The organism is Ktedonobacter sp. SOSP1-85 (genome assembly GCF_016587415.1).
In the GTDB taxonomy this organism is placed as follows: Bacteria; Chloroflexota; Ktedonobacteria; order Ktedonobacterales; family Ktedonobacteraceae; genus Ktedonobacter.
This window is the reverse complement of sequence record NZ_BNJI01000001.1, coordinates 5,967,435-5,994,219: the sequence shown is the minus strand read 5'-3', so window position 1 is coordinate 5,994,219 and position 26,785 is coordinate 5,967,435. Positions and strand designations below refer to the sequence as shown.

Annotated in this window: 22 protein-coding genes, 1 tRNA gene and 1 pseudogene; 6 read left to right on the top strand and 18 right to left on the bottom strand. The window is 54.4% G+C overall.

Features of this window, described 5'->3' with window-relative positions; all coding sequences use genetic code 11:
* Positions 1–64: 64 nt before the first annotated feature.
* From KTE_RS25075 to KTE_RS25055, 5 genes are all read right to left on the bottom strand, one after another.
* Positions 65–3,100 carry an exonuclease domain-containing protein gene (locus KTE_RS25075; RefSeq protein WP_201385825.1) on the bottom strand — a complete coding sequence of 1,012 codons (3,036 nt, stop codon included), beginning with the start codon at positions 3,098–3,100 and terminating at the stop codon, positions 65–67.
* A gap of 125 nt (positions 3,101–3,225) precedes the next feature.
* Positions 3,226–3,825 (bottom strand): XTP/dITP diphosphatase, encoded by a 600-nt coding sequence (locus tag KTE_RS25070; RefSeq protein ID WP_201385824.1) that lies wholly within the window; start codon positions 3,823–3,825, stop codon positions 3,226–3,228.
* Between the two features lie 152 nt (positions 3,826–3,977).
* Entirely contained in the window at positions 3,978–4,979 is a 1,002-nt protein-coding gene (locus tag KTE_RS25065) for a hypothetical protein (RefSeq protein WP_201385823.1), read from the bottom strand.
* Positions 4,979–6,514, bottom strand: a complete 1,536-nt coding sequence (locus KTE_RS25060; protein ID WP_201385821.1) for a zinc ribbon domain-containing protein — start codon at positions 6,512–6,514, stop codon at positions 4,979–4,981. The genes KTE_RS25065 and KTE_RS25060 overlap by 1 nt, the downstream gene beginning before the upstream one ends.
* Positions 6,515–6,674: 160 nt before the next feature.
* Positions 6,675–7,127, bottom strand: coding sequence for an AAA family ATPase (locus KTE_RS25055; protein ID WP_201385820.1), 453 nt, complete (start codon positions 7,125–7,127; stop codon positions 6,675–6,677).
* A gap of 352 nt (positions 7,128–7,479) precedes the next feature.
* Between KTE_RS25055 and KTE_RS25050 the strand changes: the two genes are divergently transcribed.
* Positions 7,480–7,552, top strand: a tRNA-Thr gene (locus KTE_RS25050).
* Positions 7,553–8,086: 534 nt separating this feature from the next.
* Here KTE_RS25050 and iscB read toward each other — a convergent pair.
* A complete protein-coding gene (gene iscB, locus KTE_RS25045) occupies positions 8,087–9,376 on the bottom strand; it encodes an RNA-guided endonuclease IscB (RefSeq protein ID WP_201385819.1) in 1,290 nt (429 codons plus the stop codon).
* Between the two features lie 284 nt (positions 9,377–9,660).
* Entirely contained in the window at positions 9,661–10,077 is a 417-nt protein-coding gene (locus KTE_RS25040; protein WP_201385818.1) for a hypothetical protein, read from the bottom strand.
* Positions 10,078–10,332: 255 nt separating this feature from the next.
* Here KTE_RS25040 and KTE_RS47735 point away from each other — a divergent pair.
* The 5 genes and pseudogenes from KTE_RS47735 (at position 10,333) to KTE_RS25010 (ending at position 13,958) form a co-directional block, all read left to right on the top strand.
* Positions 10,333–11,763: pseudogene (locus KTE_RS47735) on the top strand (IS66 family transposase).
* Between the two features lie 280 nt (positions 11,764–12,043).
* Positions 12,044–12,418, top strand: a complete 375-nt coding sequence (locus tag KTE_RS25025) for a hypothetical protein (RefSeq protein ID WP_201385805.1) — start codon at positions 12,044–12,046, stop codon at positions 12,416–12,418.
* 179 nt (positions 12,419–12,597) lie between these two features.
* Positions 12,598–13,212 (top strand): hypothetical protein, encoded by a 615-nt coding sequence (locus KTE_RS25020; RefSeq protein WP_201385797.1) that lies wholly within the window; start codon positions 12,598–12,600, stop codon positions 13,210–13,212.
* Between the two features lie 102 nt (positions 13,213–13,314).
* Positions 13,315–13,593 carry a hypothetical protein gene (locus KTE_RS25015; protein ID WP_201385795.1) on the top strand — a complete coding sequence of 93 codons (279 nt, stop codon included), beginning with the start codon at positions 13,315–13,317 and terminating at the stop codon, positions 13,591–13,593.
* A 74-nt stretch (positions 13,594–13,667) separates the two neighbouring features.
* Positions 13,668–13,958: a hypothetical protein gene (locus tag KTE_RS25010; RefSeq protein WP_201385793.1), complete on the top strand. Its 291-nt coding sequence runs from the start codon at positions 13,668–13,670 to the stop codon at positions 13,956–13,958.
* Positions 13,959–14,108: 150 nt separating this feature from the next.
* Here KTE_RS25010 and KTE_RS25005 read toward each other — a convergent pair whose 3' ends face one another.
* From KTE_RS25005 to KTE_RS24955, 11 genes are all read right to left on the bottom strand, one after another.
* The gene (locus tag KTE_RS25005; protein ID WP_201385786.1) at positions 14,109–14,666 is read right to left on the bottom strand and encodes a DUF1992 domain-containing protein; all 558 of its coding nucleotides are present in this window, start codon (positions 14,664–14,666) and stop codon (positions 14,109–14,111) included.
* A gap of 63 nt (positions 14,667–14,729) precedes the next feature.
* On the bottom strand, positions 14,730–15,986 hold the full coding sequence (locus KTE_RS25000) for a LarC family nickel insertion protein (RefSeq protein WP_201385784.1): 1,257 nt from the start codon (positions 15,984–15,986) through the stop codon (positions 14,730–14,732).
* A 57-nt stretch (positions 15,987–16,043) separates the two neighbouring features.
* The gene (locus KTE_RS24995) at positions 16,044–16,670 is read right to left on the bottom strand and encodes a hypothetical protein (protein ID WP_201385782.1); all 627 of its coding nucleotides are present in this window, start codon (positions 16,668–16,670) and stop codon (positions 16,044–16,046) included.
* Positions 16,660–17,496, bottom strand: coding sequence for an RNA polymerase sigma factor (locus tag KTE_RS24990; protein ID WP_201385780.1), 837 nt, complete (start codon positions 17,494–17,496; stop codon positions 16,660–16,662). Before KTE_RS24990 ends, KTE_RS24995 begins: the two co-directional genes overlap by 11 nt.
* 285 nt (positions 17,497–17,781) lie before the next feature.
* Entirely contained in the window at positions 17,782–19,410 is a 1,629-nt protein-coding gene (locus KTE_RS24985) for a choice-of-anchor D domain-containing protein (protein WP_201385777.1), read from the bottom strand.
* Between the two features lie 287 nt (positions 19,411–19,697).
* Positions 19,698–21,176: a glycogen synthase gene (locus KTE_RS24980; RefSeq protein ID WP_201385775.1), complete on the bottom strand. Its 1,479-nt coding sequence runs from the start codon at positions 21,174–21,176 to the stop codon at positions 19,698–19,700.
* A gap of 359 nt (positions 21,177–21,535) precedes the next feature.
* The gene (locus tag KTE_RS24975; RefSeq protein WP_201385774.1) at positions 21,536–22,384 is read right to left on the bottom strand and encodes a Cof-type HAD-IIB family hydrolase; all 849 of its coding nucleotides are present in this window, start codon (positions 22,382–22,384) and stop codon (positions 21,536–21,538) included.
* 156 nt (positions 22,385–22,540) lie between these two features.
* Entirely contained in the window at positions 22,541–24,028 is a 1,488-nt protein-coding gene (locus KTE_RS24970; protein WP_201385773.1) for a hypothetical protein, read from the bottom strand.
* Between the two features lie 130 nt (positions 24,029–24,158).
* Positions 24,159–25,163: a plastocyanin/azurin family copper-binding protein gene (locus tag KTE_RS24965; RefSeq protein WP_201385772.1), complete on the bottom strand. Its 1,005-nt coding sequence runs from the start codon at positions 25,161–25,163 to the stop codon at positions 24,159–24,161.
* Between the two features lie 204 nt (positions 25,164–25,367).
* Positions 25,368–26,075: a ubiquinol-cytochrome c reductase iron-sulfur subunit gene (locus KTE_RS24960; protein WP_201383636.1), complete on the bottom strand. Its 708-nt coding sequence runs from the start codon at positions 26,073–26,075 to the stop codon at positions 25,368–25,370.
* Positions 26,076–26,202: 127 nt separating this feature from the next.
* Positions 26,203–26,745, bottom strand: coding sequence for a hypothetical protein (locus KTE_RS24955; protein WP_201385765.1), 543 nt, complete (start codon positions 26,743–26,745; stop codon positions 26,203–26,205).
* Positions 26,746–26,785 lie beyond the last annotated feature (40 nt).

Sequence of the window (26,785 nt, the reverse complement as noted above, 5' to 3'; positions counted from 1 at the left end):
GCCATGAATGGCATTTGGACGCGGTAAACCGGGTCCCTACCAAAAAGATGTGCTCCCGAGATGCCTATTCCCACGAGCCGGTATCGGTCAGCCAGTCGAGCACGCTTTCGGCGGCGCGTGAGGCTCCGCCGCGTCGCTGGGAGCAGCGCGGCAGGCTCTGCAAGACCATCGCGCCATACTCTTTTGAGACGACCCGCTTATCAAACATGATCACAGCATTGCGTTTATCATTATGCCAGGCGATTTTATTCAGGGCGCGCCTGACGCGCAGGGCAGCCATGGGCACAGTCAGGTTATGCAATTGATCGGAGATCAGTTCGGCGCGCGCGGCGATTGGAGGGTCATGCAGGACCGGCATCGGCAAGCGCGAGACGATCAGGCAGGTAGGCGAAATGGTCACATCGTCGCTCGCGTCCCAGAAGCTGCCCGTTCCCAGCAGGACCACGTGCTCTTGCTCGCGATAGATCTGCCAGAGGTTACGCGGTGAGCCATCGATGCCCTGCCCCAGGACCAGGATGCCACGCGCCTCTAGCATGGGTTTAATGGCAGTATACGAGCTACGCAAGGCGGCATGCGAGGTAAAGAGCACAACCGTTTGCCCCTCCAGAGCGCTCGCCATCTGCATGATGGTCTCATCCAGGTGGCGCTGGTACTGCGGCACATTGGGTTCAGGCACGTCGTCCATGAGGTAGAGCAGTGTCTGCTCATGATGAGGCCGCTCAATCGAGAGGGTCAGGCCCTGCTCACTCTCCAGGCCCAGGCGCCCCTGTGTAAAAGCGAAGGAACCATCGACCGAAAGCGCGGTTCCCGCGAAGATCGTGCCACGCTGCTCGCGCAACAGCAGGCGCCGCAGCAGCGCCGAGGTCTGCACCAACTGGGTATGCAAGATCGGGGGCGCAGGCTCGCTTAAGGTCTGGGGACCCTGCCCCGGACGCTGATGTCCGGCATGCGAGACTGGCGTCGGCGGCATACGCAGCCAGTAGACAGACTCGCTCTCGCCCAGGGAGAGAGCCTGCTCAGCCAGGCGTTTCTGCTCCAGCAACTGGTGCGCGGCTGCGGCCAACTCAGAAGCCAGCGAGCTATCCTCGCCGCTCCCTTTTTCCTTATGCGCGTTCTTCTGGGGCGCGAGAATGATTTTCTCGGCCTGGCGCGCGAGGTCAATCACGGACTGCAGGCGATGCGCGGCCTGTTTCCAGGCCTGCTCAACCTCGTTCCAGGCTCCAACCTGGCACGACTGAGAGGTCAATCGCAGAGGCTGATCCAGGCGTTCATGACTCCGAGAACCTGCTGAGCGTCCCGCGCCCTCGCCCTTCCCTTTCCCATTGCCCTGGTGCGCGGCATCCTCAATCAAAGCCTGGAAGCTCTTAAAGAGCTGCTCGACGGCGGCACGTGCCTGGCGCAGCGTCTGGAACCAGCTCAGCATCCGCTGATCAAGCTCGGCTTTGGCGACCGTGGGCGTGGAAGAGATGCCACCCGGGCCATTTTCGCGCAACGAGGGCGCGGCCAGGGCCAGCAACCCCTGATAGCGACCAGTGGGAAGCTCGGCGCCAATCGTATTGAGCAGGTTCAGCAGGTGCTCCTGGCGAAATTCGGCACCGCTCCAGCGCGCATTCTCCTCATCCAGAAGATCGCTATCCAGGACGACACGTTGCTCAATCCCGGAGAGGAGCGAGTGCGAAGAGGAAAGATCGTCAAAAAGACCGGCATGCGTGGTCACCACGATGCGGGCATTTTTGACGCGCTCCTCAGCAAGGCTCACAAAGCAGAGGCCCTTACGGCGATAGGTACAGCGCTGGTAAATCGAGCCAGCGCGCGGGTCCGCCGAGGGGAGCCGCTCCACACCGGACGAAATACGCTCCCAGGCGGCAGACTCCTGGGGCAGCAGCGTCAGTTCGCCGCGCTCGCCCGTGAGCGTCTGTTGCGCCCAGAGGCCGAGCTTTGCCAGGCCACGCGCCTGCTCAGCGGTCAGCTCGCCGCTGGTGCGCCGGAGGGCCGCGCCAAACCAGCGATGGGCACACAGATAGCCCCCCCGCTCAGCCAGGTAGGCCACGGAGAGCTGGCTCTCTAAGCGATTTTGCAGCGTGGGCAGAGTCTTGGACACCAGGCGCCGCGCCCCCTGCTGGTTCGCGCAGGCAATTACCAGCCGGCGCGGCGTGCCCGTCTCCCCTTCGGGCTCATTGAGCCAGCGCAGAGCAGAGAGCAGGACGGGCGTATAATCGTTATCACCAATCGTCACTTCAACCACAAGCGGCTTCCGCTGCTCAAAGGCCTCATACACCGCCTCGTGAGCCACCGACGTTCCAAAGGGAGCCTCAGCCGATATCTCTGCCTCTTGAATGTGAGCGGTCGTGGCAACGGGAAGAGCGGTTGGCGCGGGAGGAGGCGCATCGTCTTTGCGTGCGATGGCGAAGGAGAGGACACGAGGATCCATACCAAGTTGCGCGGCAAAGCGATCACCCAGGATGCCCCGGCTCAAATTAGACGCACCATCATGCTCCTGGCGCAGGCGCAGTTCATGGCGGAAGAAGTGGAGCAGCGGCCAGGAACGCGGACCATCCAGGTGAGCCAGGTCCTGCAAGAGCGCCAGGTCCACGGTTTGCAGGCGCTCATAGAGCGAGAGGAAGACCTGCATCGCCAGGACGGTATCAACCATGGCGCGATGGCGGTCACTGGGAACCTGGATACCCAGCGAGTGCGCGACCTGGCCCAGATTATAGCTAGAGAGGGAGGGCAGCAGCACGGTCGCCAGTTCAAAGGTATCGACCATGGGATTGGAGCGCGCCAGGCCCCAGCGCCGCAGGAAGCCCACATCAAAGGGAATGCTATGGCCGACAATTGGATAGTCGCCAAGGAAGGTATGCAATTGGCGAGAGATGGCGTCAAACGGAGGGGCGCCCACAAGCAGCTCTGGCTTGATGCCAGTCAGGCGCTGCACGCGATAGGGGATCGAACGCCCTGGTGAAATAAAGGTCTCAAAAGTATCCAGGACTTCACTCCCCTGGAACTTGATCGCGGCCACCTCAAGAATGGCATCTTGCTCAGCATGCAGGCCCGTTGTCTCCAGGTCTAACGCGATACGGATGGCAGACTTCTTCGCCATAATTTAGCAGTTCCTCATATATCTCTCTCGTCTATTCGAACCAATTACCTCCGCCGGGCCACGCTGGTGGCGAATTGCAGTACGCATGCGAGGGTCTTTATTTAAATCACGTCTATCACATCCCATCACGCCTGGGGCCAGGTTGCAAGAAGGTGGCGTGCCTGGCGGGCGGCCGCTCCACGATGGCTAAGCGCGTTTTTCTGCTCAGCCGAAAGCTCGGCATTTGTTTTGTGCAGATCTGGAACCAGGAAAATGGGATCGTAGCCAAAGCCATGCTCGCCACGAGGGGCATCCGCGATCAAACCCTCCATTGTCCCCTCGGCCAGGCGCAAGAGGCCAGATGGCTCAGCCAGGGCGATAACACAGCGGAAGCGCGCCGTACGCTGCGCAGCCGGCACATCGCGCAGGCGCTCCAGGATAATGCGGAAGCGTTCCGCATACGAGGTCTGCTCGCCCGCGAAGCGCGCCGAATATACGCCGGGTTCGCCATTGAGCGCATCAATCTCCAGGCCAGAGTCATCGGCAAGGACCAGCATATTGGAGGCTTGAGCGTAGGCCAGGGCTTTGAGCGTCGCGTTCTCGGCGAACGTCGTTCCCGTCTCCTCTACATCCAGATCCAGTTGGATATCCTTGAGGGACAGGAGTTGAAAGGGTAGATCTGAGAAGATCGCACGGTATTCGTCTAGCTTATGACGATTGGTGGTAGCCACCAGTAGGGCACGCATAGCAGAACTCCCAGCTAGATCAAAAATGAATATCGCGTCCCATCTTATCATAAGAGCCAATGCTTGTCGAGCATAAAACATCGTGCATCAAGGCAATTAGGTTGTAAAGGTGCAGTCAGCCGTAGAGGCCTATGAACGTCAGCGAGGTCAGGTTAGATGGCGGGTGGCGGCATTTGTGAAGCGTTCGCCTGATACCCAGGGAGGTAGCCGGGACTGCCAGGGATATTTCCGTTCAGGCCTGAAGCCTGCCACTGAGGAGAAGGCTGATTGTGAGCGATTGGCGTTTCAGGCCCCTGATGGCCAGGGTGACTGACAGACTCGCCGGAAGTCGAAGCAGTTGTATCAAATGCATCGTGAGCGGTCGCGATTTCAGCGGTTGGCTCCGCATCCAGCTTCTCCTCTTGCGCGGCTGGCTCTATGGTAGCGGGTACCGCTTCTACTTCCGCCTCTTCATCGGCGGGAATGTGAGCGATATCGAATTTGGGGAGGAAGGGATGGTGTGCAAGAAGAGAGGGCACAAGCGGCTTAATAAAGGGGTGAATGGCATAGCGGCCACGCGCCGGTGCCGTCAAGAGATTAGCCTTCACCATCTTGCTCAAGAGCTGGCGTGCACAGTCATAGTCGAGCTGGAGAAGAGCGGCAACCTGCCGTGGCGTCAGGATCGAGCCATACTCATCGAAGAGGCGCAGGAGGCCCAGGCGCTCGCGTGTCAGCGTCTTATGAGCGCTCAACGTATCCAGCGCCCGCTCTTCCTCCAGGCTCGCCAGGCGAAAGGAGAGCCGATCAGCCGGGCAATACAAAAGGTACGAGATAGGCAAGAGCCGATTACCATGGACCTCAAGCGTGTAGAACGTCGAGACAGGAAGGCGCTTAAGATGCAAGTGATGATCGACCTGCGCAGCCAGAGGCGAAGAGCGCTTGCAGGAGTGCAGCAAGAGAATACTAATCTGGTGCTCCTCCGCCAGGCGCCGCAACAGGGCCAGCAGCTCCCGATCATTGCCAGGGAAGAGCGAGCGCAACGAGGCGAGATCATCGATCACCAGTAGACACGAATCGGCATAGCAGTGAATCCAGTGACACTCCGCATCGGCTAAAGCCGAGCAGCTTCTGACACTGTGCCGTAGTCGGGTTCGTGAGACAGGTGGCGTGGCCACTACTCAAAGTGAACCCGTAGTTGGGACGCAATATCTGGGAGAGGCGCGCCCATCCGGCGCCTTCTCCCCTGGGGGGTGCCATCCCCGTTGGCATGATCTCCACGCCTGGCCGCAGGGAAAGATGGTCCCATCTGGCGTTTGGCATCCTGGGAGATCCCAACACCTGAGTCTTTCGACTCCCTCTTCGCACGTTGCGAACGAGCATGAGGCTTTTCCTTCAACGGGTCTTGCGTCCGCTCGATCAAGCGTTGTCCGACACGGATACTGGCATTTCTGTCGGCATGATCGCGCATCTGGCATTGTGGGCAGAGACAGAGCGCGGCACCGGGGGTGTAGCCTTCCACAGGGTGTCCCTGGTTATAGCGAATGACCGCAGCGTGACAGCGATGGCATTCTCTGCTCGTATTGCGCGGATTCACACGGCAGGTGATGATGCCGCCTGCATGCCAGGCTTTGTACTTTGCGTAGCGGAACAGGCGCCCTTTCATCCAGTAGGCGCGTTTGGTATTGCTGCGGCGCGAATACGTGCCCTTCTCCGGTTGCAGGTTGCCCAGATGTTCAAACACCAGGATGCTCGCCTTGTGCTCGCTCGCGAATTGGACAATGCGAGCGCTCACCAGATGCGCGATCTGTTCGTCCACGTGCCTGATTTTGGCCCAGAGGTCGGCATTGTCCTGTTCGTTCTCGGCAATGATACCAGTCTGAGATCGGTTGCGTGCAATGCGTCCAAGCAGTTGCTTCCTACAGCCCGATACCGCTGCGCCATTTCCGATGAAGGAAGTAGCCAGGATGGTGCCGTCAACGGTCTGGACGCTGCACACAGCTACGTGATGATCAAGATTGAGGTCCACCGAGCAGATACGTGTCTGGGCGGTGGTGAGTTGCTCTACGACTTTGGCGGGAGTCTCGAAGGTCTTTTCGATGGGAGTATGTAGCCACCAGCGATCCCTGATGCGCACCAGGGAAGGGCTCCCCATCTCGAACCCTTCGGGCAGATCACGTGAAAACGTGTGAACCTTGAGCCAGGACCAGCAGGAACCGGTCCAGACCTTGAGCATGAGAGCGTGATGATGGCGCTCACGAAAGATTCCCGCATAGAAGGGAGCCGACTTGTTCCATGATCGGGGCGGGACTGGTGGTCGCTCCTTGAATGGCTTCTTCTTCCCTCCCGATCTCGTCTGTTTGGCTTCGTGTTTCTGCTTCCGTGCTCGCCATGTTTTGAGGGAGGAGGAAAATGCGCGGGCCGAACCAAGGGCCGCATTGATGGCGGCACGTCTGAACATCGCCGGGATATCTGGCGCGAGATCGGTGAGTGGCATGATTGGATGGGGGTTCGCACCCGTTCCATGGGTGAGTTTCTCCAGGGCCGTGAGGGCCTCCTTATTTTTGAGGGCAAGAAGACCTTCGTGTGCCTGGATACAGTCGAAATAAAAGGCCACGACGCGATTGAAGAGGACCTGGTTTGCCGCGAAGTAGGCAGCATACTGCGGCGGATAGTGCAACGCCTGCCTGATGGTTTTCGTGGCTTTTGCCATTTTCAGTACCTCCTCTCACACAATAGATGGTATCTCTCTTAGAGAATACTATGCTGATATGAAATTGCCAAACATATGTTCTATTCGTACTATGCTTGACAAGGGCTCAAGCCCAATAACACGCCTCACCACGGTCTAAAGAACCGTGGCTTGCGGCGGGCTAAAGCCCTCTCCAGTCACAAAGCTCTTGCAGTCCCTCACCTGGTGTCAGCGGCTTAAAGGCATTGGTCACAAACAAGTTGCTCAGCGCGGGTATATCTGGGCGCGAGGCATAGATGCGAGAGCGGATCTCATGCAAATGGGGCGTCGAACTGGTCAGAGAGAGGTAGAAAATGCTCCCCCGCCTGGGCCGCAGATGCTGCGAGGCATCATCGAGCGTGGTGTCATGCGTCCCAAATGGCGTCGTACCGGTCGCGATATCAAGCATCAACTGCTGCGCCAGCGAGGTCTTCCCACAGCGAGGATCACCACTGAGCAGCGTCAAGCCCACAGGCAGCAAGTTCTGAATCACCCACGGCTGCGGCAGAAAAGAGGGAGCAACCAGGTCAGAGAAGGAAGTAAAGGGCATCAGGGGGCGAGCAAAGAGCTGATTCGACGGAGAAGTAGCAGACATAGAGCATCTCCTTCATGAATCTTAAGCAAGACAACAGGAGAATAATCACGCATCAGCGAAATGCCTGAAACGTCAAAGCGAGGAGCATCACCACCACATTTTTCCGCACATAGAAGAAATCAAAGCACATATAATTCACAACATGCACATAAAGCTTAACCAACACAAGCCATGCTTGTCAAGGGGAGAGGCCCTGCATCGAAGAAGTCAATTAGAGCGGCAAGGAAAGCCGAGGCGCAGGAATTTTTGTCCCCTCTCAAATTCCAGCAAAAAAGTGCTTGACAAGGGAGGCGTGAGGCAGTTATAATCATAACCGTCAAAGAGATGAGGCAACGCAAGAAACTTCATCCAAGCCGATGTAGCTCAGTTGGTAGAGCAATCGCTTCGTAAGCGATTGGTCGCCGGTTCGAGTCCGGCCATCGGCTCTTTTTTTATTTCTCCAAACTTTATTCTTCTCTACGATTTTTTATGCTTTTCCTCCCAATGCAGCTTTGTGTGGCAGTTAACACAGAGTACATCACATTTCGCAATTTCCTCAACAAGTCGTTTCTGGCTAGTTGGTTTTATAGCCATCGTTGCAATGTTAAAACTCTTGCTTGATTGGTCTCGATGGTGGAATTGAAGTACGGCAGGATGGCTGATGCCACAATGCATACATTGAAGGGAACTTTTATACTCTTTGTACCATCTAAAAATTGCGCCATGCGGGGACCCCTGGCTTTAGCCCTGACACTTATACACAAATATGCGATCTTGAGAAAGAACACGGAAGCGATGCGCTGCAGGTGCCTCGTTTTTCCCCACACGAGAGGTGACACACTTTCGGTGAAAACGTCGCTTGTCTCGCCAAGCTGAAAGCACATCATTGTGCATCAAGGGGCGTTTTTTTCAACACCTTTCCCTCGCATCATGCTGAGGATCTTCTGCAAACTTTCAGATTTGTGTATAAGTGTCAGGCTTTAGCCAGGGGTCCCCGCATGGCGCACTCCTTTCTGTGTATACTCATAGCCATCGGATCGTTGCACACACCGCATATATTTGGGGTGAATATCGACCTTCTGCAGTCGGAATGAAGGCCGATGACGAATGGCTATCCGTCCTTCAAATGGTCCTTTGGGCGTTATGGCTTTGACCAGATCACCCGTTTGATACCCAAGAAATGTCTTTTTGCGCTCTTTGTGCTGCTTGGGGAAGCCATACTTGTCAGGCACACACATTTGCCTCCTCCCATGCCCTGTCGCTTTGATTCGCAGTGGAATGACTCCCTTCTGCACAAGCACATCAGGCGTGCTCTTGCCTACGCAAGCTGCATCGAGCCAGTGGGTTTTGGGCAGTCCTCGCGTGCTACGATTCCACTTCGTCAAGCCACCGCTCCCACACTCGATAGGCAAGCCGAGAGCTTGAAGCCGTTCTCGCAAAGCACATCGTGTGCTATTGACAGCGCTGGCATCCTTGAGTGGCTTTTTGACCTGAGCGAGAAGACGCTTGAGCACGTCAGGTTTCTTTTGCAAGAAGACGTCGATCTCCTGAGTGCCTTTGGCAGTATTGCATGCTTGGCAAGCCAAGGTAAGATTGCTTATCCTGTTCGTCCCACGACGGGCACGTGGATGGATATGCTCTACCTGAAGCGGGACCTCTTGTTTGCCACAATAAGCACACGTGCGTTCCCATTTTTCCAGCAAATATTCCCTGACCTCATAGCCTTGCAAGGTTCCTTGCTGGTATTGCACGCCTGCAATGTCGGGATTCTCCATCAATTGCAGATCAAACTTCACAAGCTCCTGACTGAGAGCGGCAATGGGAGCATAGCGACACAGGCGAGCTACCCACGTCAGAATGTTGGCAAGGCGACTTTCTAACGATGGTGGCAACCATCCCTTCTTCCTCCGTCGATTGTTACATCGCGGCTTGCGGTAGCGTGTTTGACGCTGCCTACGCCCCCGGCGACTTGCACGACGACTCTCAAGACGATCTTTAATGGCATGCCCTCGATGTGAGAGTTCAGCCGCGAACACAATGTGGCCGTTGGTGTCGTTCACCAGGGCAATTCCCGTCGTTTTACTGCCTGGATCGAGCTTGAGGCGCAAGGTGTGGACCTCTGGCTGTTCTACCACCCGTTTCAGAATGATCGTAAAAGGGTATCTCCGATACACTGACGCTTTCCCCTGTGTGAGCAAAAGCCGCGCTCGTGCAGGATGGACTGGATTCAATGGTTTGTAGCCACTATCAATCACGAATACGTTGCTCAAGTTGAGCCTCTACTCTCGTAGGTGATGTTTGCCTCGTCAATGTTATGGAACGGTTTATCGTGCAACACACGTCCTTAACCCTCTAGGGATGTTTAATGTTGCACCGTAGAGGTTGGGACTGGCAACGCATCCCAACGTACCTAGTTTCGCTCCTAACGTAGTCTGTATTTCAAGACTGAGACTGGTCAGGTCCAGGCTTGCTTTCACAAGCCCCTGTCTTTAGACATGGGGTTCCTGACTGTTTGCCATATTCTCTTGAGTATTGCGCACGCTTCCCCGGGTCTTTATTTGGCATCATTCGTCCCCTTTCTCCCCTCGTCACCCTTTGACAAAACATCTCGCCAATCATCAAAATCGTGGCTTTCATTCCAATGATGAATGGCATGACAGTTACCGCACAGCACATCGCATTTCGCAATCTTTTTTTCCAGACGCGCTGCTGATATATAAGATCTGCCAATAATATCTCGCATAGCAAAATCTTTATCTGCTGGGTTGCGATGGTGAAAATGGAGACAAGCTGGATGACTTTCGCCACACCGAATACAACTAAGCGTTAATTTATACTGATTAAACCTTTCCTTTAGGTCATTTCTACGATGATTACGATCTTCAATTATTCGCTTCTTGTGTTTCTGATACCAGATTTTGTTATATGCACGATAGTAAGCCTTGCGTTCCTCATCGCTTCCAAAAGCCATATTTCACCACCCACTACTACAAAATTCATGTATTTATTCACTAAGCATGTTTAAGGAGAGAATATTATAATATCCAGATGCTTCAGGCAATTATATTACAAAAAATGTTCTAAAACAATAGAAAACCGGTTACAAATTATTCACAAAAGAGGGTAGATATCCTCTTGTTTCTCCAATAAGCAAGCTTCATTCGTAACTATTCAGGTTCTCTAAAAAGACTTGCATTGTGCACAAGAAATCAGGTACGCTCTGCATATGGACCGAGATGCTCAAATCGACTGGCTGATCCAAGAACTCACCACGGTGCGTCGTGCATTGGATGAAGCCCTCCAAGAAAATACGCGCTTGAAAGAACGCATTCACGAGTTGGAGTGCCAGCAGAAGAAAGACAGCCATAACAGTGGCCTGCCTCCTTCTTCTGACCGCTTTGCGCGTCGTCCTCGCTCTGGACGTGAGCGCAGCGGCAAGCGTCCTGGTGGGCAGTCTGGTCATCAAGGCCGTTCGTTGCTGCAACGGCACGACCCAGACCAGATCGTGGTTCATCGCCCAATGCAGTGTGAGCATTGTTCCTGTGACCTGCGTCTGACGCCAGCCCGGCCCACCGCACGCCGACAAGTGCTCGATCTGCCATCTCACCCCCTTCAGGTGACCGAGCATCAGGTGCAGCAGGTAGCCTGCCCTGAGTGTGGAGCGCTTTGCAGAGCCGACTTTCCAGTCGGAGTCAGAGCACCCGTGCAATATGGACCTTCTCTGCAAGCCTTGGCTGTGTATCTGAGCCAGGTCCAATTGTTGCCCTATGCTCGGGTGAGCCAGGTTCTTGAAGATCTCTTTGGGCATCGGCTTTCCGTTGCAAGCATTGAGGGCTTTGTCATCCGTGCTCACCAGAGCCTTGAACCCGTTGAAGAGGCCCTCAAAGAAGCGCTCATCACCCAGGACGTTGTCAATCAAGATGAAACCGGCCTCTACGTCCAAGGCAAACGCCACTGGGTTCATGTCGTCTCAACCCCTCAGCTCACCCATTATGCGCATCATCCTAAGCGTGGGCGAGAGGCCCTGCAAGCCATTGGCATCGCTTCGCGCTTGTAAGGGCTGAGCGTGCATGATGGCTGGAGCAGCTACTGGGCGTACGGCAAGGGCCATGCCCTCTGCAATGTGCATCACTTGCGAGAACTGACCTTCTTCGCCGAAGAAGAGCATCAGCTCTGGGCGAGTGAGATGAAGGTGCTGCTGCTGTTGATGCGTGAACTTGTTGCTCAGGCCAAAGCTCGAGGATGGAACGCCTTTGCTGAGCCCATGCAAGTGGTTCTCATGGAGCACTATCAGCAGATTCTTGAGCAAGGCTATCAATCAGTTCCGGCCCCGCCTCTCGCTCGATCAGGCAAACGAGGCAAATCCAAGCAACACCCGGCACGCAACCTTTTAGATCGGCTTCGCATCCATGCTGATGCTGTGCTGGCCTTCGTGCGTGATTTTCGTGTGCCTTTTGATAACAATCTGGCCGAACGGGACCTACGGATGCTCAAGGTGCAACAAAAAATCTCTGGCTGTTTCCGCTCCGTCCAAGGGGCTGATGCCTTTTGCCGTCTGCGCAGTTACGTTTCCACCATGCGCAAACAAGGCCACCGCCTGCTCACTGCTCTTGAAACGGTGCTCGCTGGTGCTCCTCTCTTTCCCTCCTTCTCGTGAACCTGAATAGTTACCTTCATTAAAAATTTCCATCTCTCACAACCACAAACCTAAGAAAAGGCATTGTATACTTGAGCTAACCAAACGTTTGAGTAGGTAAATATGGTATTTGCGAGGGCACAATGCTCAGTCAACCAGTCACATTTGTGGAAAGCAGCTTACTATTTATGAGCCTAATTATTGCATTAGTCCTATTTCCCTGCGTTCTTAACCTCGTCCATGCAAGCATCTCGACTTATCAAGAAATCCGATCTCATCGACTCCAGGAAAAACGTTGGATATGGTACAAAAGACCATCTGCCATCCACGTTCTTGCCTATTCATAGCTACTATTGGCTTGTTCCTTTTCACTGCTCCCATTGACCCGGCAAGTGGGATAGACTTGACACGCTTACCACCTTCTTCCGCTGGCCTGAGAGTACTTATCGCTATGATAGGTGTTGCACTCATATTGGGAGGCGGAGCATTAGAACTATACATCAAAGGTATTCTTGAAAGGAAAAAGAAGAACAATCCCCAGATTCAAAGAGATAAGCTGGCCTTCAAAGTTGCATCAAACCCATCATATGAGGTGATTTCTATGGCAAAATCTTCCAAATGGTATCTCTTTTCGACCTTCCTACTTCCTCATCTTTGGACTTATCAATGTGATTAACATCTTCGCCACAAACATATACATAAGTTCTAATCCTATATGTGGCAGCATCCTCGATTTCATTATCAGCGCAGTATTTTTCTGCCTCTATCTTGATCCAAAGCGTCGAAAATAACCCATGTACAAAGTACTGAATGTTTGAGGCTTTTAATAGTATTTTGCTTTTCAGGAGATATAATATGTCTGAACACAAAGACCAGCAATGGGCAGTAGATGAGATGGCTGACTGGTTAGCTCACCCGATGGAATTTGGAGAAAGACCAACGGAAGCACACGTCATCTATGAAAATGAGGTTCAATGGCCGAGTGTAGGTTTCACAAAAATCTTCCTCGTTCAATATGAAATGAGTAATGGTGTAAAGGGAATCGGCTTCACAGGACCAATCACATGGAGCTTTATCGCGATTGATTGGGAAAATTGGACCAGTTTCACCCATGAGGAGTTAATCTATTGCTATGCAGGATGGTATATACAATTCACCCTCTCACACCAGGAAAACTATGTGAGTGAATCGACCCCAGAAGCAAAGCAGGAGTTTTTTGAGCGGCTCAGAAGAGATGGCTACCAGGACCTTTTGTTAAAAGATCAATTCACCCTTGATAATGATGAGGGAGGAACGAGCTTCTATACTGTCGAAGCAAACAAAGATGGGAAGAGCTTCTATGCAATTGGTACCGTTGGTGAGTATAAAATCTATGAAAAAGAGCTCGTCCCAATGAAACACCTCCCTCCTTTCTTCTATTATCTGGGACAAGAATTAGATCCCTTCACCCAGGACGATGAGGATGCATAAGCACTATTAGCAGTTCTATTTGTTATTGGCTATCCTCATGCGTTGTCATAAATATACAGGAAAAATAAATGTGAGCGATTACGAATAGTCTCTGGAGGGTATATGAAGTACATTGAAGCTGCGGTTATTTTGCTGGGACTCCTCATTGGCGCTATTATTGGCAGCATGATCCCAATTGGCAATGGGAATGCAGCGCTTATCGGTGCCTTGCTTGTACCCACTCTTGGCTTGCTAGTTCTCTTCTTGATCAAATTGAGACGTAGAAAAATGTCGCTAGAGGAACGCAACCTGCAAAACCAGTTCGTGCATCAACATGATCTGAATAGCGCCAACACCACGGCGGAGCTGGCGCAGTATACTGCGGCAAAGCTTTCTCACTAATAAGCTCTATTCAAGCAAATAGTCGTCGCTATCGACCAATCACACCCTGCTCGCAGGCTGGAGAAAATGCAAGAATGAATCCACTACTGGGGATAATAATCGCGCTTTTTATGGTCTATGTACTTGTGCTTGCCATTGTCACGCGCGGCAAAGGCTTATCGCGCTCCTGGCAACTGGTGAAGACGGTTAACGGAGCACGCGCTATTGCTCTCCTCGCGCTGGCACTCCTGCTTTTTCAAGGAAGCCTGGTGCTGTTCGTGTGGCTTCCCTGGAGCGGCTTGCTCCAATGGTTCTGCGGGCTGGGCCTCATTGTGCTTCTATGTCTCTGGATTGGTAGGGCCTACCGCGGCATGTCGCAGGAGTAAGGGGAGATGCGCTACTGACCGTACGCGCCTACGCTGGGTGCCTATATATTGCCCCAGACGCGTAGGCGCGTACGGTCAGTAGCGCAGTTTTTATCGAACAAGATATGTGAGCGATTCCGCGTCCGCCTCGTTATCCAGCTAGCTCATTAATTAGAGGTCGAAGGGTGGGCAGGTGGTGTTGAACTCGTTGAGGAGTTTCTCGACCTGGATAAGGGGCTGGTGCATAGCGGTGGGAACGCTGATATTGAGAGTGAGGATGCGCTTGTTGAGTTTGCGCAGGGCCTCCTCGTAGTCAGCGGCTACCTTTGCCCGGCTTTCGTTGAAGATACGTTTTTCCTGGCGGCTGGGCGGGAGACGGCGTGCCTGTAGTTCGCGATAGCGGTTGGTGATAGGTTCAAGCTTTTTCGCCAGTTGCTCACGCTGCTTCTCAATCTCCTGGACGAGGGCTACTTCGGGCGGCAGCTCGTTGTTATTCTTGAGCAGGCGATAGGCCAGATTTTTGTCTCCAGCATAGGGGTTGTCATCGAGATTGAGAGGCTTCCCCACACCTGGAAGGTTATCAAATTCGCCGCGCTGCTGCGCTTCGTGGATCATCTCTTCGATGTAGTCGCGATACATGCGGCCCCCGAGACGACCGCTGTTGCCTCGAAGCTGCTCGGCCTGCTTCTTCTCTCTATCAGGCACTTTGCGCCAATCAACAAAATCCATAGAAGTACCCCTTCTTACTTTAGTTCTTGTTGAGGTTCCATTACAGAATGGAGTCTTTTACGTTCATACTTTTTTTCTACTACCTATTATAAGCGTTTGCACCGCACTGCGTGCAACCTCATAGACATCGGCGAGCGGGATGTTGCGCTCGCGAGCGACGCGGGCGCATTCCTCATATTCGGGAGAGGCACTGATGAGCTGCTCGCCAAGGTATTTGACCTTTACAAGCATGGGGCCAAAGCTGGTCTGGATGGTGCGCGGCTCGCGCCGGGCCTTGAGGCGCTGCATATGCTGGAAGCGCACGCCGAGGGTGGTGGTCTCGCGCAGGAGACTCATGGCAAGCTGTTCGCCGAGTTCGGGCGGGGCGATGACGCGAATGAGCGTAGCGGGTCGATTCTTCTTCATCTGCATGGGAGTGTAGCTCACATCGAGTGCGCCCAGCTCTAGCAGGTGATCGAGCAGGCCGCCCAGCAATTCACCGCTCATATTATCGATATTAGTTTCGAGCACTGTTACCCAATCGGTCTCTGCCTCGGCCTGCCCCTGGGTGGTTTGAACAAGAGAAGGCGCAGGCTGAGGAGCTCTCCTAGATGAGGGAGACAGATTGCCAAGGCAGAGGCGCAGGGATTGACCACCGTCGCTGGCGTTATTTCCTGGAACGCAACCATAGGCGACCTGGGTCATACTGAAATTAACTGGCTCAAAGCTAGCCAGTTCGGCCAGGAGGGCGGCACCTTCGAGGGTAATGAGTTCACGGCCAATGGTGGTAGGACGCCAGGTCGCTCCGGTCCCAGCTAGAAGCTCCAGAGTTTCAGGGAGCAGCAAAGGTTTATGTCCCTGTGGCCCCTGCTGAGTACCAGAAGGCATGGGAAGTGGAGAAGCATAGAGTGTGTGCAGGTTCAGCATATCGAGACCGAGCGTCACAGCGATAAACCAGAGCAAGGGCGTCATGTCAGGGAGTTGAACGTCCTTGACGGAAATGTTGCGTACCCTGCCTGTAGCCTCCGCGATACGCTGCACCATAGAGAGCACATGTTGGCGCACAGGCTCTTTGAGCATTCCAGGTGGGAGCAGTACAGGAGTTTCCGCCAGTTTCCAGGGAGAGAGCGTCTCTGGCGTGGTGAGGGTAAGCGTGGCACTGCTGCCTCTTACCGGGGTGTACTGCTTCTGCGAGGTAATAGTATGATCCGGCAACGGGAGCGCGTCCATGGCTTTTTTGAGCACGTTCAGATCAAGCCCCATTTCAAAGAGCGCCCCCAGGAGCAGAGGGGCAGTAATGCCATCATAGCAATCAAGATACACGACCTGGTTTTGCAGCATACAAGAGACCTCAAAGTGACAGGTTACAGCGGTAAGCAGTTGGCCGACGCTGCTACTCTAAGCTAAGCGTTCAAGCCAGGCAGCTTTGCGTTCTGGTGAGAGATGCGCGCTAGCGGCAACGGCCTGGGCAAATGTGAGCGATTCCTGATTCTCACCATAGGGGCCACGCGGCTCGGCGACCTTCAGGCCTGGGCGAGAAAAGGTGTTGGACGGCTCACGGCTGGCAAAGAAGGCTTCAATGGCCGCAGGTAAATATCCAAGCACGCCTGCCAGGCACTGAGATAGAGTAGCAGGAATGCTCTCCGGAAGCAAGGCACGCCGCTCCAGTAACTGAACAATATCTTCGCTCAATTCAAGTACGTCGGCGAGTTGGCGCGGTGTGACAGGCTGCTGCTGATGGCTCTCGAAGAGGCTGCGCACGGCGACATCCTGGGTAGATAACTGAGCCTGGGAAGTGTAGGCGCGCTCAAGGGCTTCGCGCGAGATCTCTGAGAGCGAGGCCAATGAGGTATTCATGGGCAAAGGGGCCTCAAAGGCCTGGTAGTAGCTGATAAAATCGAGCAGTTCCTCACGATACTGAGGGTAGCGCGCGAGATAGGCAGAGAGTGAGGGCGACCTGCCCTTCTGGGCTTCCTCGGCATAGCGCGCGGTAATGCGCATAATTTCTTCGCGTTCATGCTCCATCTCTAAGAACCTCCTCCTCCTGTTGTAACAAAAGACGTAGTTGTTCCAGGGCCTGGCGCTTACGATTGCGCACGGTACGGTCAGTAATGCCAAGGGTGCATGCGACCTCTCGCTCGGTCTGCTCCTGCCAGAAGAGGAGCAGCAGGATCATGCGCAGGTGGCGAGGCAACATCTGTACCAGACTGAGCAGAGCACTGGTCTCGACCGAGCGCAACATATGTTCGGCGCGAGCATCTTCGACTTCGATCTGCGCCTCCTCGCCGTTGTCGAGGAGGACCGGGCGCTCCAGGCTTTGCAGGACCGCGCGTGGAATACGCGAGCCACGCTCGACGTCACGGTCGCGCCAGCGTCCCTCGCGCATCATAAAGGCACGAAAGATGTGCTGGCGTTCATAGCGCAGGCAGTGGTGAAAGTGCTCCTCCCAGAAGCGGCGCTCGGGGTCGAGCAGCGCGCGCACAATGGCTTCGTACAGATCGGCGCAGAGATCGGCGTTCAGCATGCGCCGCTCGTCCTCGTGGAGCGCGAGATGGGAGAGGACGCCACGCGCCCAGGCCTCGTTCTCATACTGTGTGCGCCTGATAATGACCTCGATCAGGCGGCGCTGTTTGCTCGTTTGCGAGGGTGAGGCACAGGCACGCACACAGCGCACCAGAGCTTCAAGGGGGGTTTCCACCGCCTCCACTCGTTGCCAGAAGAGATATTCCTGCTGATTGCCTGCCTGCTCATCAAGGGGCAGGGTCTCATAGTGCTGTTTGAGTTGAGTACGCCTGTGTGCCCACCGCGCCTCCTGCTCCCGCTCCTCAAGTGCCACACTCGTCCATTCCACGGACCATTCCTCCAACCGACACCACAGCGCATAGAGGTGGGGAATAGCTCATCCCGTACCTATGCTATACTCATTTCTTCTGCTCTCAAGTATAGACATACGCGTATCACATGTCAATCATGGGAGGACCTGGAGTAGTGCGTAGAAACATGGAGATATTATACGAATCGGGTATTGTAGGGTCCAAGCTGGCTTGGACTTCGAGTGAAGCGGCCTCCCCAGCGTCAGGGTATCAGCCTGCGGGCCTCGGAGTCCATGCTAGGATGGACCCTACAAGCGAGATAGTTAGTTGATGGGACCGTTGTAGCTGGCGCTGACATTGATATCGTCGACATAGAGGTGGTTGGTCGAAGAATTCAGAATCATCAAGCGTGAGAAAGGATTTGTCGTCGAGAGGTCGTTATTGATTGACCCGGCAGAGGTGCCATTCAACCAGAGTTCCGCGTGGCCGCTCGTAGCCTGGTTCAGACCAATCTCAACGCTATACCAGGTATCGGCTTGAATACCATTGGCGGGCGAGGAGAGGGTATAGACCTGTCCTCCATTACCCCAGATGAAGGTATCAAGCGCCTTGGCATTGGCGTTATAGACAATCTCCCAGGCATTGTTGCCATTGTTATTGCGTCCAAGCGCGATATCGGTTCCGATAGAGAGATCACTGATGCGGAAGTAGAGACGGGTATAGCTTTGGGTCACCGGGCCTGAGGGCATGGTTGTATAAATGTAGCTATACTGATTGGCGCTATTGATAAAGGCCGCCGCGTGCGTACCTCCATGCGCCACCGTCGTCTGTACACTTGCCTGTCCTGTGCTATCGGCATTAGTAAATGTCCACTTGGTGAAATTGCCGGTCTCAAAATCATCCTGGAAGTAGGATACCTGCGTCACGCCCGTACCGTTGAGAGGAATGGAATAGGGGGTCACACTGGCACTGGTGGCAATGGCAAGAGAGGCGCTACGATCACCGGCTACAGGTGGCGTAAAGCTGACCGTGATATCACAGGAAGCGCCGCTGGCAAGCGAACTGCCACAGGTGTTCGTTTGGGAAAAGTCACTAGCATTCGTACCAGTGACGCCGATACTATTAATGCCGAGCGCGGAGGCGCCAGTATTTGAGAAGGTTACGGTACGTGAGGCGGTGCTATTGACGCCCTGTTCGTTGAAGTCAACGCTGCTAGGGGCAAAGTTGACATCGGGCCCCGCGTTGGTCGGGCCATTATAGGTATCGGCAACCACAACATCGTCAATATAGGTGGTGGTCGCTATTTTGTCGAAGAACATCAGGCGCGCATAGGGATTGGCATTCGAGAGATCAGCATCAACCGAACCAATAGAGGAGCCATTGACCCAGACCTCTCCGTGTCCGCTGGTCACTGAGTTGACATAAACCTCGACACAATACCAGGTATTGACCTTAAAGATGTTGGAAGGACTTATAAAGCTATGCAGGTTGCCTTGACCATCCCAGAAGTAGACATCCAGGCCATGAATATCGCGGTCGAAGTCGACGCCCCAGACGCTCCGGTCATTGTTATTGCGTCCAATCGCCAGTTCGGTGCCGCTGGAGAGTCCGTCAAACGTGGAGTAGCGGACATAGAAGCGGGTATAGGCACTCGTGCGAGCGCTGGAGAGGGCGGTATAGACATAGCTGATCTGTCCGGGGTTAAAGGTATTGGTCAAGGCCAGGGCATATGATCCAGTATGGGTCACCTGGGACTGTACCGTGGACTGACCATTTTGATCGCTGTTATTGAACGTCCATTTGCTCGTATTCCCACTCTCAAAACCATCGCTGAAATAAGTTTGCGCCGCGTGCGCCGGGCGTGGAAGGAAGGCAAACGTAACCATCAGGAACGCTGAAAGTACGAGGAGCCGTAACCCACGCTTTGTCATCCTTGGCAAAACATGCCGCATATTCTACTTTCTCCTAATCTGGTAATGTGAACGATCTCACCTGGAACACACAAGGTCACCTCCAGGTGATTCTCCCGCCAGGGAATAGCGATTGCTTGGATCTCCATCAGAGCATAGCAGACAGTGGTTGTGAGAGCGTATTTATCAAGGTGAGAAGGCTGTGCTTATCCAGAGAGAGAAGTAGATATTGTGTAAATGTCCTTATCAGAGGAAGAGAGAGACACCTACTCGGGGCGAAAGTGCTGAGCAGGTGTCTGACAATGAGCCTGGTTGTATCCTGGAGAAGCTTATTCGCCGCTGTCGTGGAAGGCGAGGGCGTTGCGGTAGATGTCGACGTAGCGACGGGCGGAGGCGCCCCAGGAGTGGTCCGCCTGCATACCGCGAATTTGCAGCGTACGCCAGACATCTTTGAAGCGATAGACGGTCAGGGCGCGCATGATGGCGGCGAAGAGCTGCCAGGGATCGTAGTCGTTAAAGAGGAAGCCGTTGCCGGTATCGCTAGCGGGATCGTAGTTCTGGACGGTATCGGCGAGGCCACCAACGTTACGGACGATAGGGACGCTACCATAGCGCATGGCGATCATCTGGTTCAGACCGCAGGGTTCGAAGCGTGAGGGCATCAGGAACATATCGCTACCGGCATAGATGCGCTGCGCCGTCTCAGTATTGAAGGTCAGGAAGATCGCAACCTGGTTAGGATAGCGCGCGGCAAGGGTCTGGAAGAGCTCATGATAGTGCTGATCACCTATCCCCATGACCACAAGCTGAATACCCTGGTCCAGCAGTGGATACACAATCTGGGAGATCAAATCGAGACCTTTCTGGTCGGCGAGGCGCGAGATCATGGCCAGCAGCGGGATATCCGCGTTCACCGGGAGATGGGCCTGTTCTTGCAGGGCAATCTTATTCTCGATACGCTTATCGAGTAAGTTGATATCAAATGGTGTGTGGATATGGGCATCGTGGCTAGGATCATTCTCCTGGTAATCGATGCCATTGAGAATACCGAAGACACGCTCCTTACGGGAGCGGAGCAGGTGGTCGAGGCGCTCGCCAAAGGTCGGGGTCAGAATTTCCTGGGCATAGCGCTCGCTCACCGTCGTAATCGAGTCGGCAAAGAGGATACCGCGCCCCATGACATCCACAACATTGGCGAGTTCGGAGATCTGGGGATAGAGGAAGCCCTTGGAGGCCACACCCGCGACTTCGAGCAGGCGATAGCCAAAGATGCCCTGATAGGCCAGGTTATGGATAGTGTAGACGGTCGCGGTATGCTCAAAGAAGGGATCGCCATAGTAGAGTGTATGCATCCAGTTAGGCACAATCCCGGTATGCCAATCGTTGCAGTGAACGATATTGGGCGACCAGTTGAGAGCGCGGGCCGCTTCCAGGGCAGCGCGGCAGAAGAGAATAAAGCGTTCGCCGTCATCGGTATAGCCATAAAGGTTTTCGCGCTCGAAGTAGCGGGGAGCATCGACCATGTAGACGGGAACATTGTTGCCGATGGTCCCTTGAAGGATATTCACCTCAACCTGATAGGAACCCATGGGGACGGGCATAGAGGAGATGAGAGTCTGCAAGTGAAAGTGCTCGGGATCAACCTGGCGATAGCGTGGCATGACCAGGCGTACATCGTGTCCTAGCTCCTGTAGGGCTTTGGGTAGGGCGCCTACGACATCTGCCAGGCCTCCAACCTTGACGAAGGGTACAATTTCGGCCGCTAGAATTAATACCTTAAGAGGATCATCATTGTGCATCAGTTTCATCGGCGGGAAAATTCTTGTCTCCAGCGAGCGAGGAGGAAATGCCGCCTCTCCTTTCACGAACGGGTATCTACATTCCCACTATATATCAGTGCAGTGCATCCATATACCAGCCTACCCCTACCATACCTACCTCGATACGCTTATGATGCACTGTCAACCTTATTTGTAATGCTGAACGTATGTTATTGTACCACAAGTCCTCTAGCCATCCCTGGACCCATCAATGGTGAGGTATGTTTGGTTGGGGGCTGGCGGGGCCAGCCCCCAACCAAACATACTTTACTCGATTGTGAGATCGCGTGTTGAGATGGATGCTAGGCACGCTGATGTTTTATCATCTCTGAGCAAGCAGGAGAGATTCAGACCTCCACAGATGGGTAGTGGTGGGAGAGGAGAGAGGTCAGGAGATGGGCAACGCCATCTTCGTCATTCGAGAGCGTAATGGCATCGGCAGCCTGGAGTACGAGGGGATGAGCGTTAGCAACCGCCACGCCGAGGCCAGCCCATTGCAATAATGGCAAATCATTGGGCATATCGCCAAAGGCCACAACCGCATGCGCCGGTATCTCAAGCTGTGCGCAGAGTGTGGCAAGCGCCTCGCCCTTATGTACATCCGTACGCGCAATCTCAAGAAAAGGCGCGCCAGAATACGTCACGCTATACTCACGCGCATCGAGCAAGGGGAGAACCGCTTTGTACAATTCCTCAGTCGTCAGGCTTGCATGGTGTGTCATTATCTTGATTTGCGGCGCCTGAAGAATGGTCGCACTCTCGACGATCCGTGGGAATGGAGCGCTGTCGTGAGCGCAGAAGGGATAGAAAGCCTCCTCACAGGTAACGGACAGTCCACTCTCGGCAGCGAAAGAGAGATCAGGCAAAGCCGTGCGCAGGCATGAAACCAGGTCTTGCACCTGTTGAGGCGAGAGAGCGAGCTCCCCCAGAGAGCGATCTTGATCCAGGTCATATAGAATCGCACCATTGCAACAAAGCGCGAGGCCACCAATCTCATAGGTCCTGGCGATCTGGCGCAGTGTACGCGAGGGGCGCGCACTAATCAGAACGAGAGCCACGCCGGTAGCCTGCAAACGGCGCAGTACCATACCTGTTTGAGCCGAGATTGTCTTATCGGAACGAAGCAACGTCCCATCCAGGTCAGTAGCGACCAGCTTTAAGGAGGAGAGCGCGGTGTCGATGTGGAATGTTTCCATAGGAAGTAACCAGCCTTTTGCTCTACAGAATACCACATCTATATGTATGCCTGGGATGCCTTAGCCTGCGGCGCGCATGCATCAGAAAAAGAGCAAAAGCAAAGGGTCCGAGCTATGAGCTCGGACCCTTTGCTTTTGCTCTTTTTCTGATATAAATCAGACCTTGTAGCGGTTGCGCGTCAGGAAGTAGAGCTGGACTGCGGCGAGAACACCCATGAGGATAATCATTACCACCGCGTCCGTCTGCGGCATAACTGGCGCAGTGGGATTGGTCGTGGGAGGCGCGATCACAGTCCCAGGAACAAAGGGAATGTTTGGCGCGGTCTCGGGCTCCCAGCTTGCAGGCGCGATTGAGAAGAAGGCAAACGCACCCAGGTAGACGAACAAGCAGGTACCCATCACGAGCCACTGACCCAGACAGCCCAGGTTGTTCTCGCCAACCACCGCGAACTCGCGGCGACCGACCGAGGTCCAGATAACGGCCATGATCAGCATACCGGCGCAGAAGACCATACTGACGAGAATCTGATCTGGGGCGGTGTGGACAAGCAGGGTCATCGCGGCAATTGTCGCCACTGTAACCACGCCACCAACAACCACCAGGTTGCGGTTGCTCTTCCAGGCCCAGACAGCGCCCATCAGGATAGCGAAAGCATTCATCGTCACAATGGCGTCGACCAGGTATCCACCCTGCTGCGCAAAGGTGCAGGTAGCAGGGATAGCGGACTGACGCGCGCAGAGCGTAAAGTAGGGGCCCAGGATCGGCACAAAATGCAGCCCACCAATCAGGGGGTAGAGCGCGACCGCCAGGACCAGGCAGATAGCACCCGTCTGACCCAGGCCAAGCGCGCCAACCGCGTAGAGCGAAGGCATTGTACGCTGGCGCACGGGGCGCATCAGGTAGTGCAAGCGCAGGGCGAAGGCAGCCATGGTCAGGTAGATAGCCGTCCCCAGGATGATGCCAGCGCCAAAGTTGACCCACTTGAGGCCCTCGCCGATGTTCTTCAGATTGCCGTCGACGAGCTGGAGGGCGAGGCCCTGATCACTCACCAGAGTGTAAGCAATCAAGAAAAGCACGACCAGCGTAGAGGCTGCAATGATCAGGGCGCGAATGGCGGGCGTGGTTCCCAGGTCGCGGCGATCCTCGGTGCGGCTCTCACGAACGGCGAGAGCGGCATAGAAAATCATCGCCAGGCCAACCGTGAAGACCGCCAGGCCAACCATGACCAGGTCAATCGCGTTCGGCTGGAACCAGAGGAACTTGCCACCCAAAATGGGGTTAATGGACGTATCCTTGGTTGGGAAGTACTGGCCATTAAAGAAGTATGCCCAGAACGTCAAAGCGAAACCGGCAATGCTCAGGATCGCGCCGAGGCCCGTGAAGATCGCGGGCGGAATACTCGGTTTGGGATCGAAGAGCGAAACTACAGTAAAGACGATAATAAAGCCTGCCAGGCAGGTTACAGCCAGGGAGAAGAGACCCTGCTGCAAGCCCTCAAGAGAGGCCGCAGTCATCTTCAGGTAGATATACCCTGGAAGCTGCCCGACAAGGATAGCCGCGAGAAAGAAGAAGCCTGCTGCGAAGATGATCGAGCGTGCCCACGAAATCCTCTCCGGCAACTCCTTTTTTTGTACTTGTTGCATGGATAGCAATCCCTTTCAACATGCCGTACATATCTATGACAACAACATATCCAGTGACCTGGCATGGCTGCGCGTCCACACAGAGTATGTCATTGCGCAAGACAGGTCGGCATAAGCTGATGTTGAGGACTTATGCCGCGGGAACAATCGTCAACTGCGCCTGCATATCAGGATGCACGGAGCAGTAGTAAACGAGTTGGTGCGAGTCTTTATTGAGATTGAAGGCGTCTTCAGTCACCGTCCACTCGAAAGACTTGCCGGTTTCCAGGGTCTTTGAATCAAAGATGTTGGGCAGCGCTTTGGGGCTGGACAGATTGCTACTGTCAATAGCCGTGACCGTGTGCGCGACCTGGTCATCATTGGTCCAGGTGATCTTGGTGCCGACTTTCACTTTCAGGTTGGCATACTCGAAGCACGCGGTCTTGCTGGTGCAGACTTTCACCTGACCGGCAGGAAGGATGCGTACTTTCACCGTATCTTCTTTGCTCATATCAACGGCCTCGCCAAACTGGCCGTTCTTACCAAGCGTTACCGCCTGGTCGTAGAGGTTCTTGGCATTGGCCTGGAGATATTCGACCAGACCGTTGAAGCCATTCTTCGCGGCATCGCCGGTGTAGCCCTGCTTTTTGGCATAGGTTGGATCGGCGGAGCGAATGAGCGCAAAGAGATAGTCAACGTCAATCGCCTTCAACTGGCCACCGAACTCGTCCCGGCGGGGAATCGTGTTCAGGTTGCTCGGCAGTGGCGCATTGGGATTATAGTTGCCCGAAGTGATCATTGCCTTGAGCTGATTGTCGGTCAATTTATTCAGATCTGAGACATTGTAGCCCAGGTATTTTTCAAAGAGCAACTTATCTTCCTGACCGATAGCGTAACACTGATCGGTACAGACTTTGACGTAGACTTGGAGTCCCTGATTGATAGCATAAGATTGCAACTGCTGCTGTGACGTGGCCTGGTTCTGATTCTCTATAATCCAGAACACGGGGATCATCATCGAAACCAGCGAGAGCATGACGAGTGATCCATAGCCGGTCTTTTGGACCGCGTTCGTTCGTGAAAAGAGAATAACCAGCAAGCCGACGACGACGATCAGCAGGACAACGATGCCTATAGCAATTTGACCTATATTCATCACAGATTTCCTACTATAAAACTTCGATCTCTTGGATGCCCCACTCCAGACCGGAAATGGAAGCGAGATCAACCCTACTTCTTATAGAATGAAGAGGCAACAACACCAGTAGGCGGCACGCGCTACTTGCGTACGCGCCTACTACTTATGCGACGTCTTTATATCTATAAGATTCCCTGCAGCAAGAGGCAGAGGGACAGGAGATTAGCCGCCCGCGCTACACTCTTTCGTTGGCTTGGGAAGCAACTGTGTCGTCGCATCGGGATGCTGCACATTGCTATTGATGGTACCCGTGTTAATGACAACCTCGCCATCCTTGAAGTTCATATCGAAGCGGTCAAGGCTACGAGGGGCGGGACCATCCAGAAACTCACCGTTGACATTATAGTGCGAACCATGACAGGGGCATTTAAAGCTCACACAGTCATTGCGGAAAGGAACGGTACAACCCAGGTGTACACAGCGCTGATAGAGCGCAACCCAGGTAGACCCATCGCCATCATGGACCACATTCTCCAACTGGAACTGGTCTTGCAGGTTCTGGCCTGACAGCAGATATTGCGCATCATTGGCGAGATGGACCAGGTACGAGCGAGCGGCCGGAATATAGAACACGCCCTTCTCGTTGAGGACCATCTCCTCAGGCTTGGCAGCCGGGAAATCGGTCTTTTTGCCCACGTTCTGCGCGGAACCGAAGTCGCCGCCCGACGTAGGATACATAAAGTATAGAGCCCCGGCAACCGCAGCAGTGGTAGATATGCCCCACACCGCTAACATGGACCTGCGCAGGAAGCGGCGGCGGGAGAGACGCTGGCGAGCGATCTCCGCGGCCTCGGCGCCACCACCATGCAGAATCTCATATTGTTGCGGTGTAATCGGCTGCATATCATCATGACTACCGTTACTACTCATTGATTACCCTCTTGGATTCTTTGTTTACTTTTCCTGCTTGGTATTGAGCTTGGCCAGGTAAGAAATCTCTTCTGATCCGAAAGCCTGAGCGCGGAGCGCTAGTGACGTTGGATTTCGGAATAAGATCCTACAGGTCAAAGTAAAAGCCGCTCATCCAGGGCCAGGCCCACACCCAACCCGGACCACGGAAGAAGCTACCAGCCAGGGTGATGACCGCCCAGAACATCAGGAACATGGTAAAGGTCACAATCGCGACCTTGCGGTCAGCGTAAGCACGGCTGGGATTGCGGTCAACATAGGGCAGGACCGCGAGAGCCGTCAGTGTCAGGCCAGGAACCAGCACACCGGCCGTGGAAGGCGGGAAGTAGTGCAAGAGTTCCTGCAAGCCCAGGAAGTACCATGGGGCCTTGGCAGGGTTCGGCGTCGTATTGGGATCGGCCGGCTCCTTAAGGGGAGCATCGATCACCAGTGACAGCAACGTAATCATGACGGTGAGCATGGTCGCGGCGAAGAACTCGCGAACCAGCAGGTGAGGCCACACGAAGACCGAGTCTTCGAGCGGCTTCTCCACACGGGTGATCGCTTCCTGCTTCACTACAGCCAGAGTACGGTAACGTCGCTGTGTCGCCGATGCTTGTGTCTGTACCTTATCTTTAGGTTCAATTGCCATAGAGGTTTCCTCTCCAAAGCACCGTAGAAGTACGGAACAA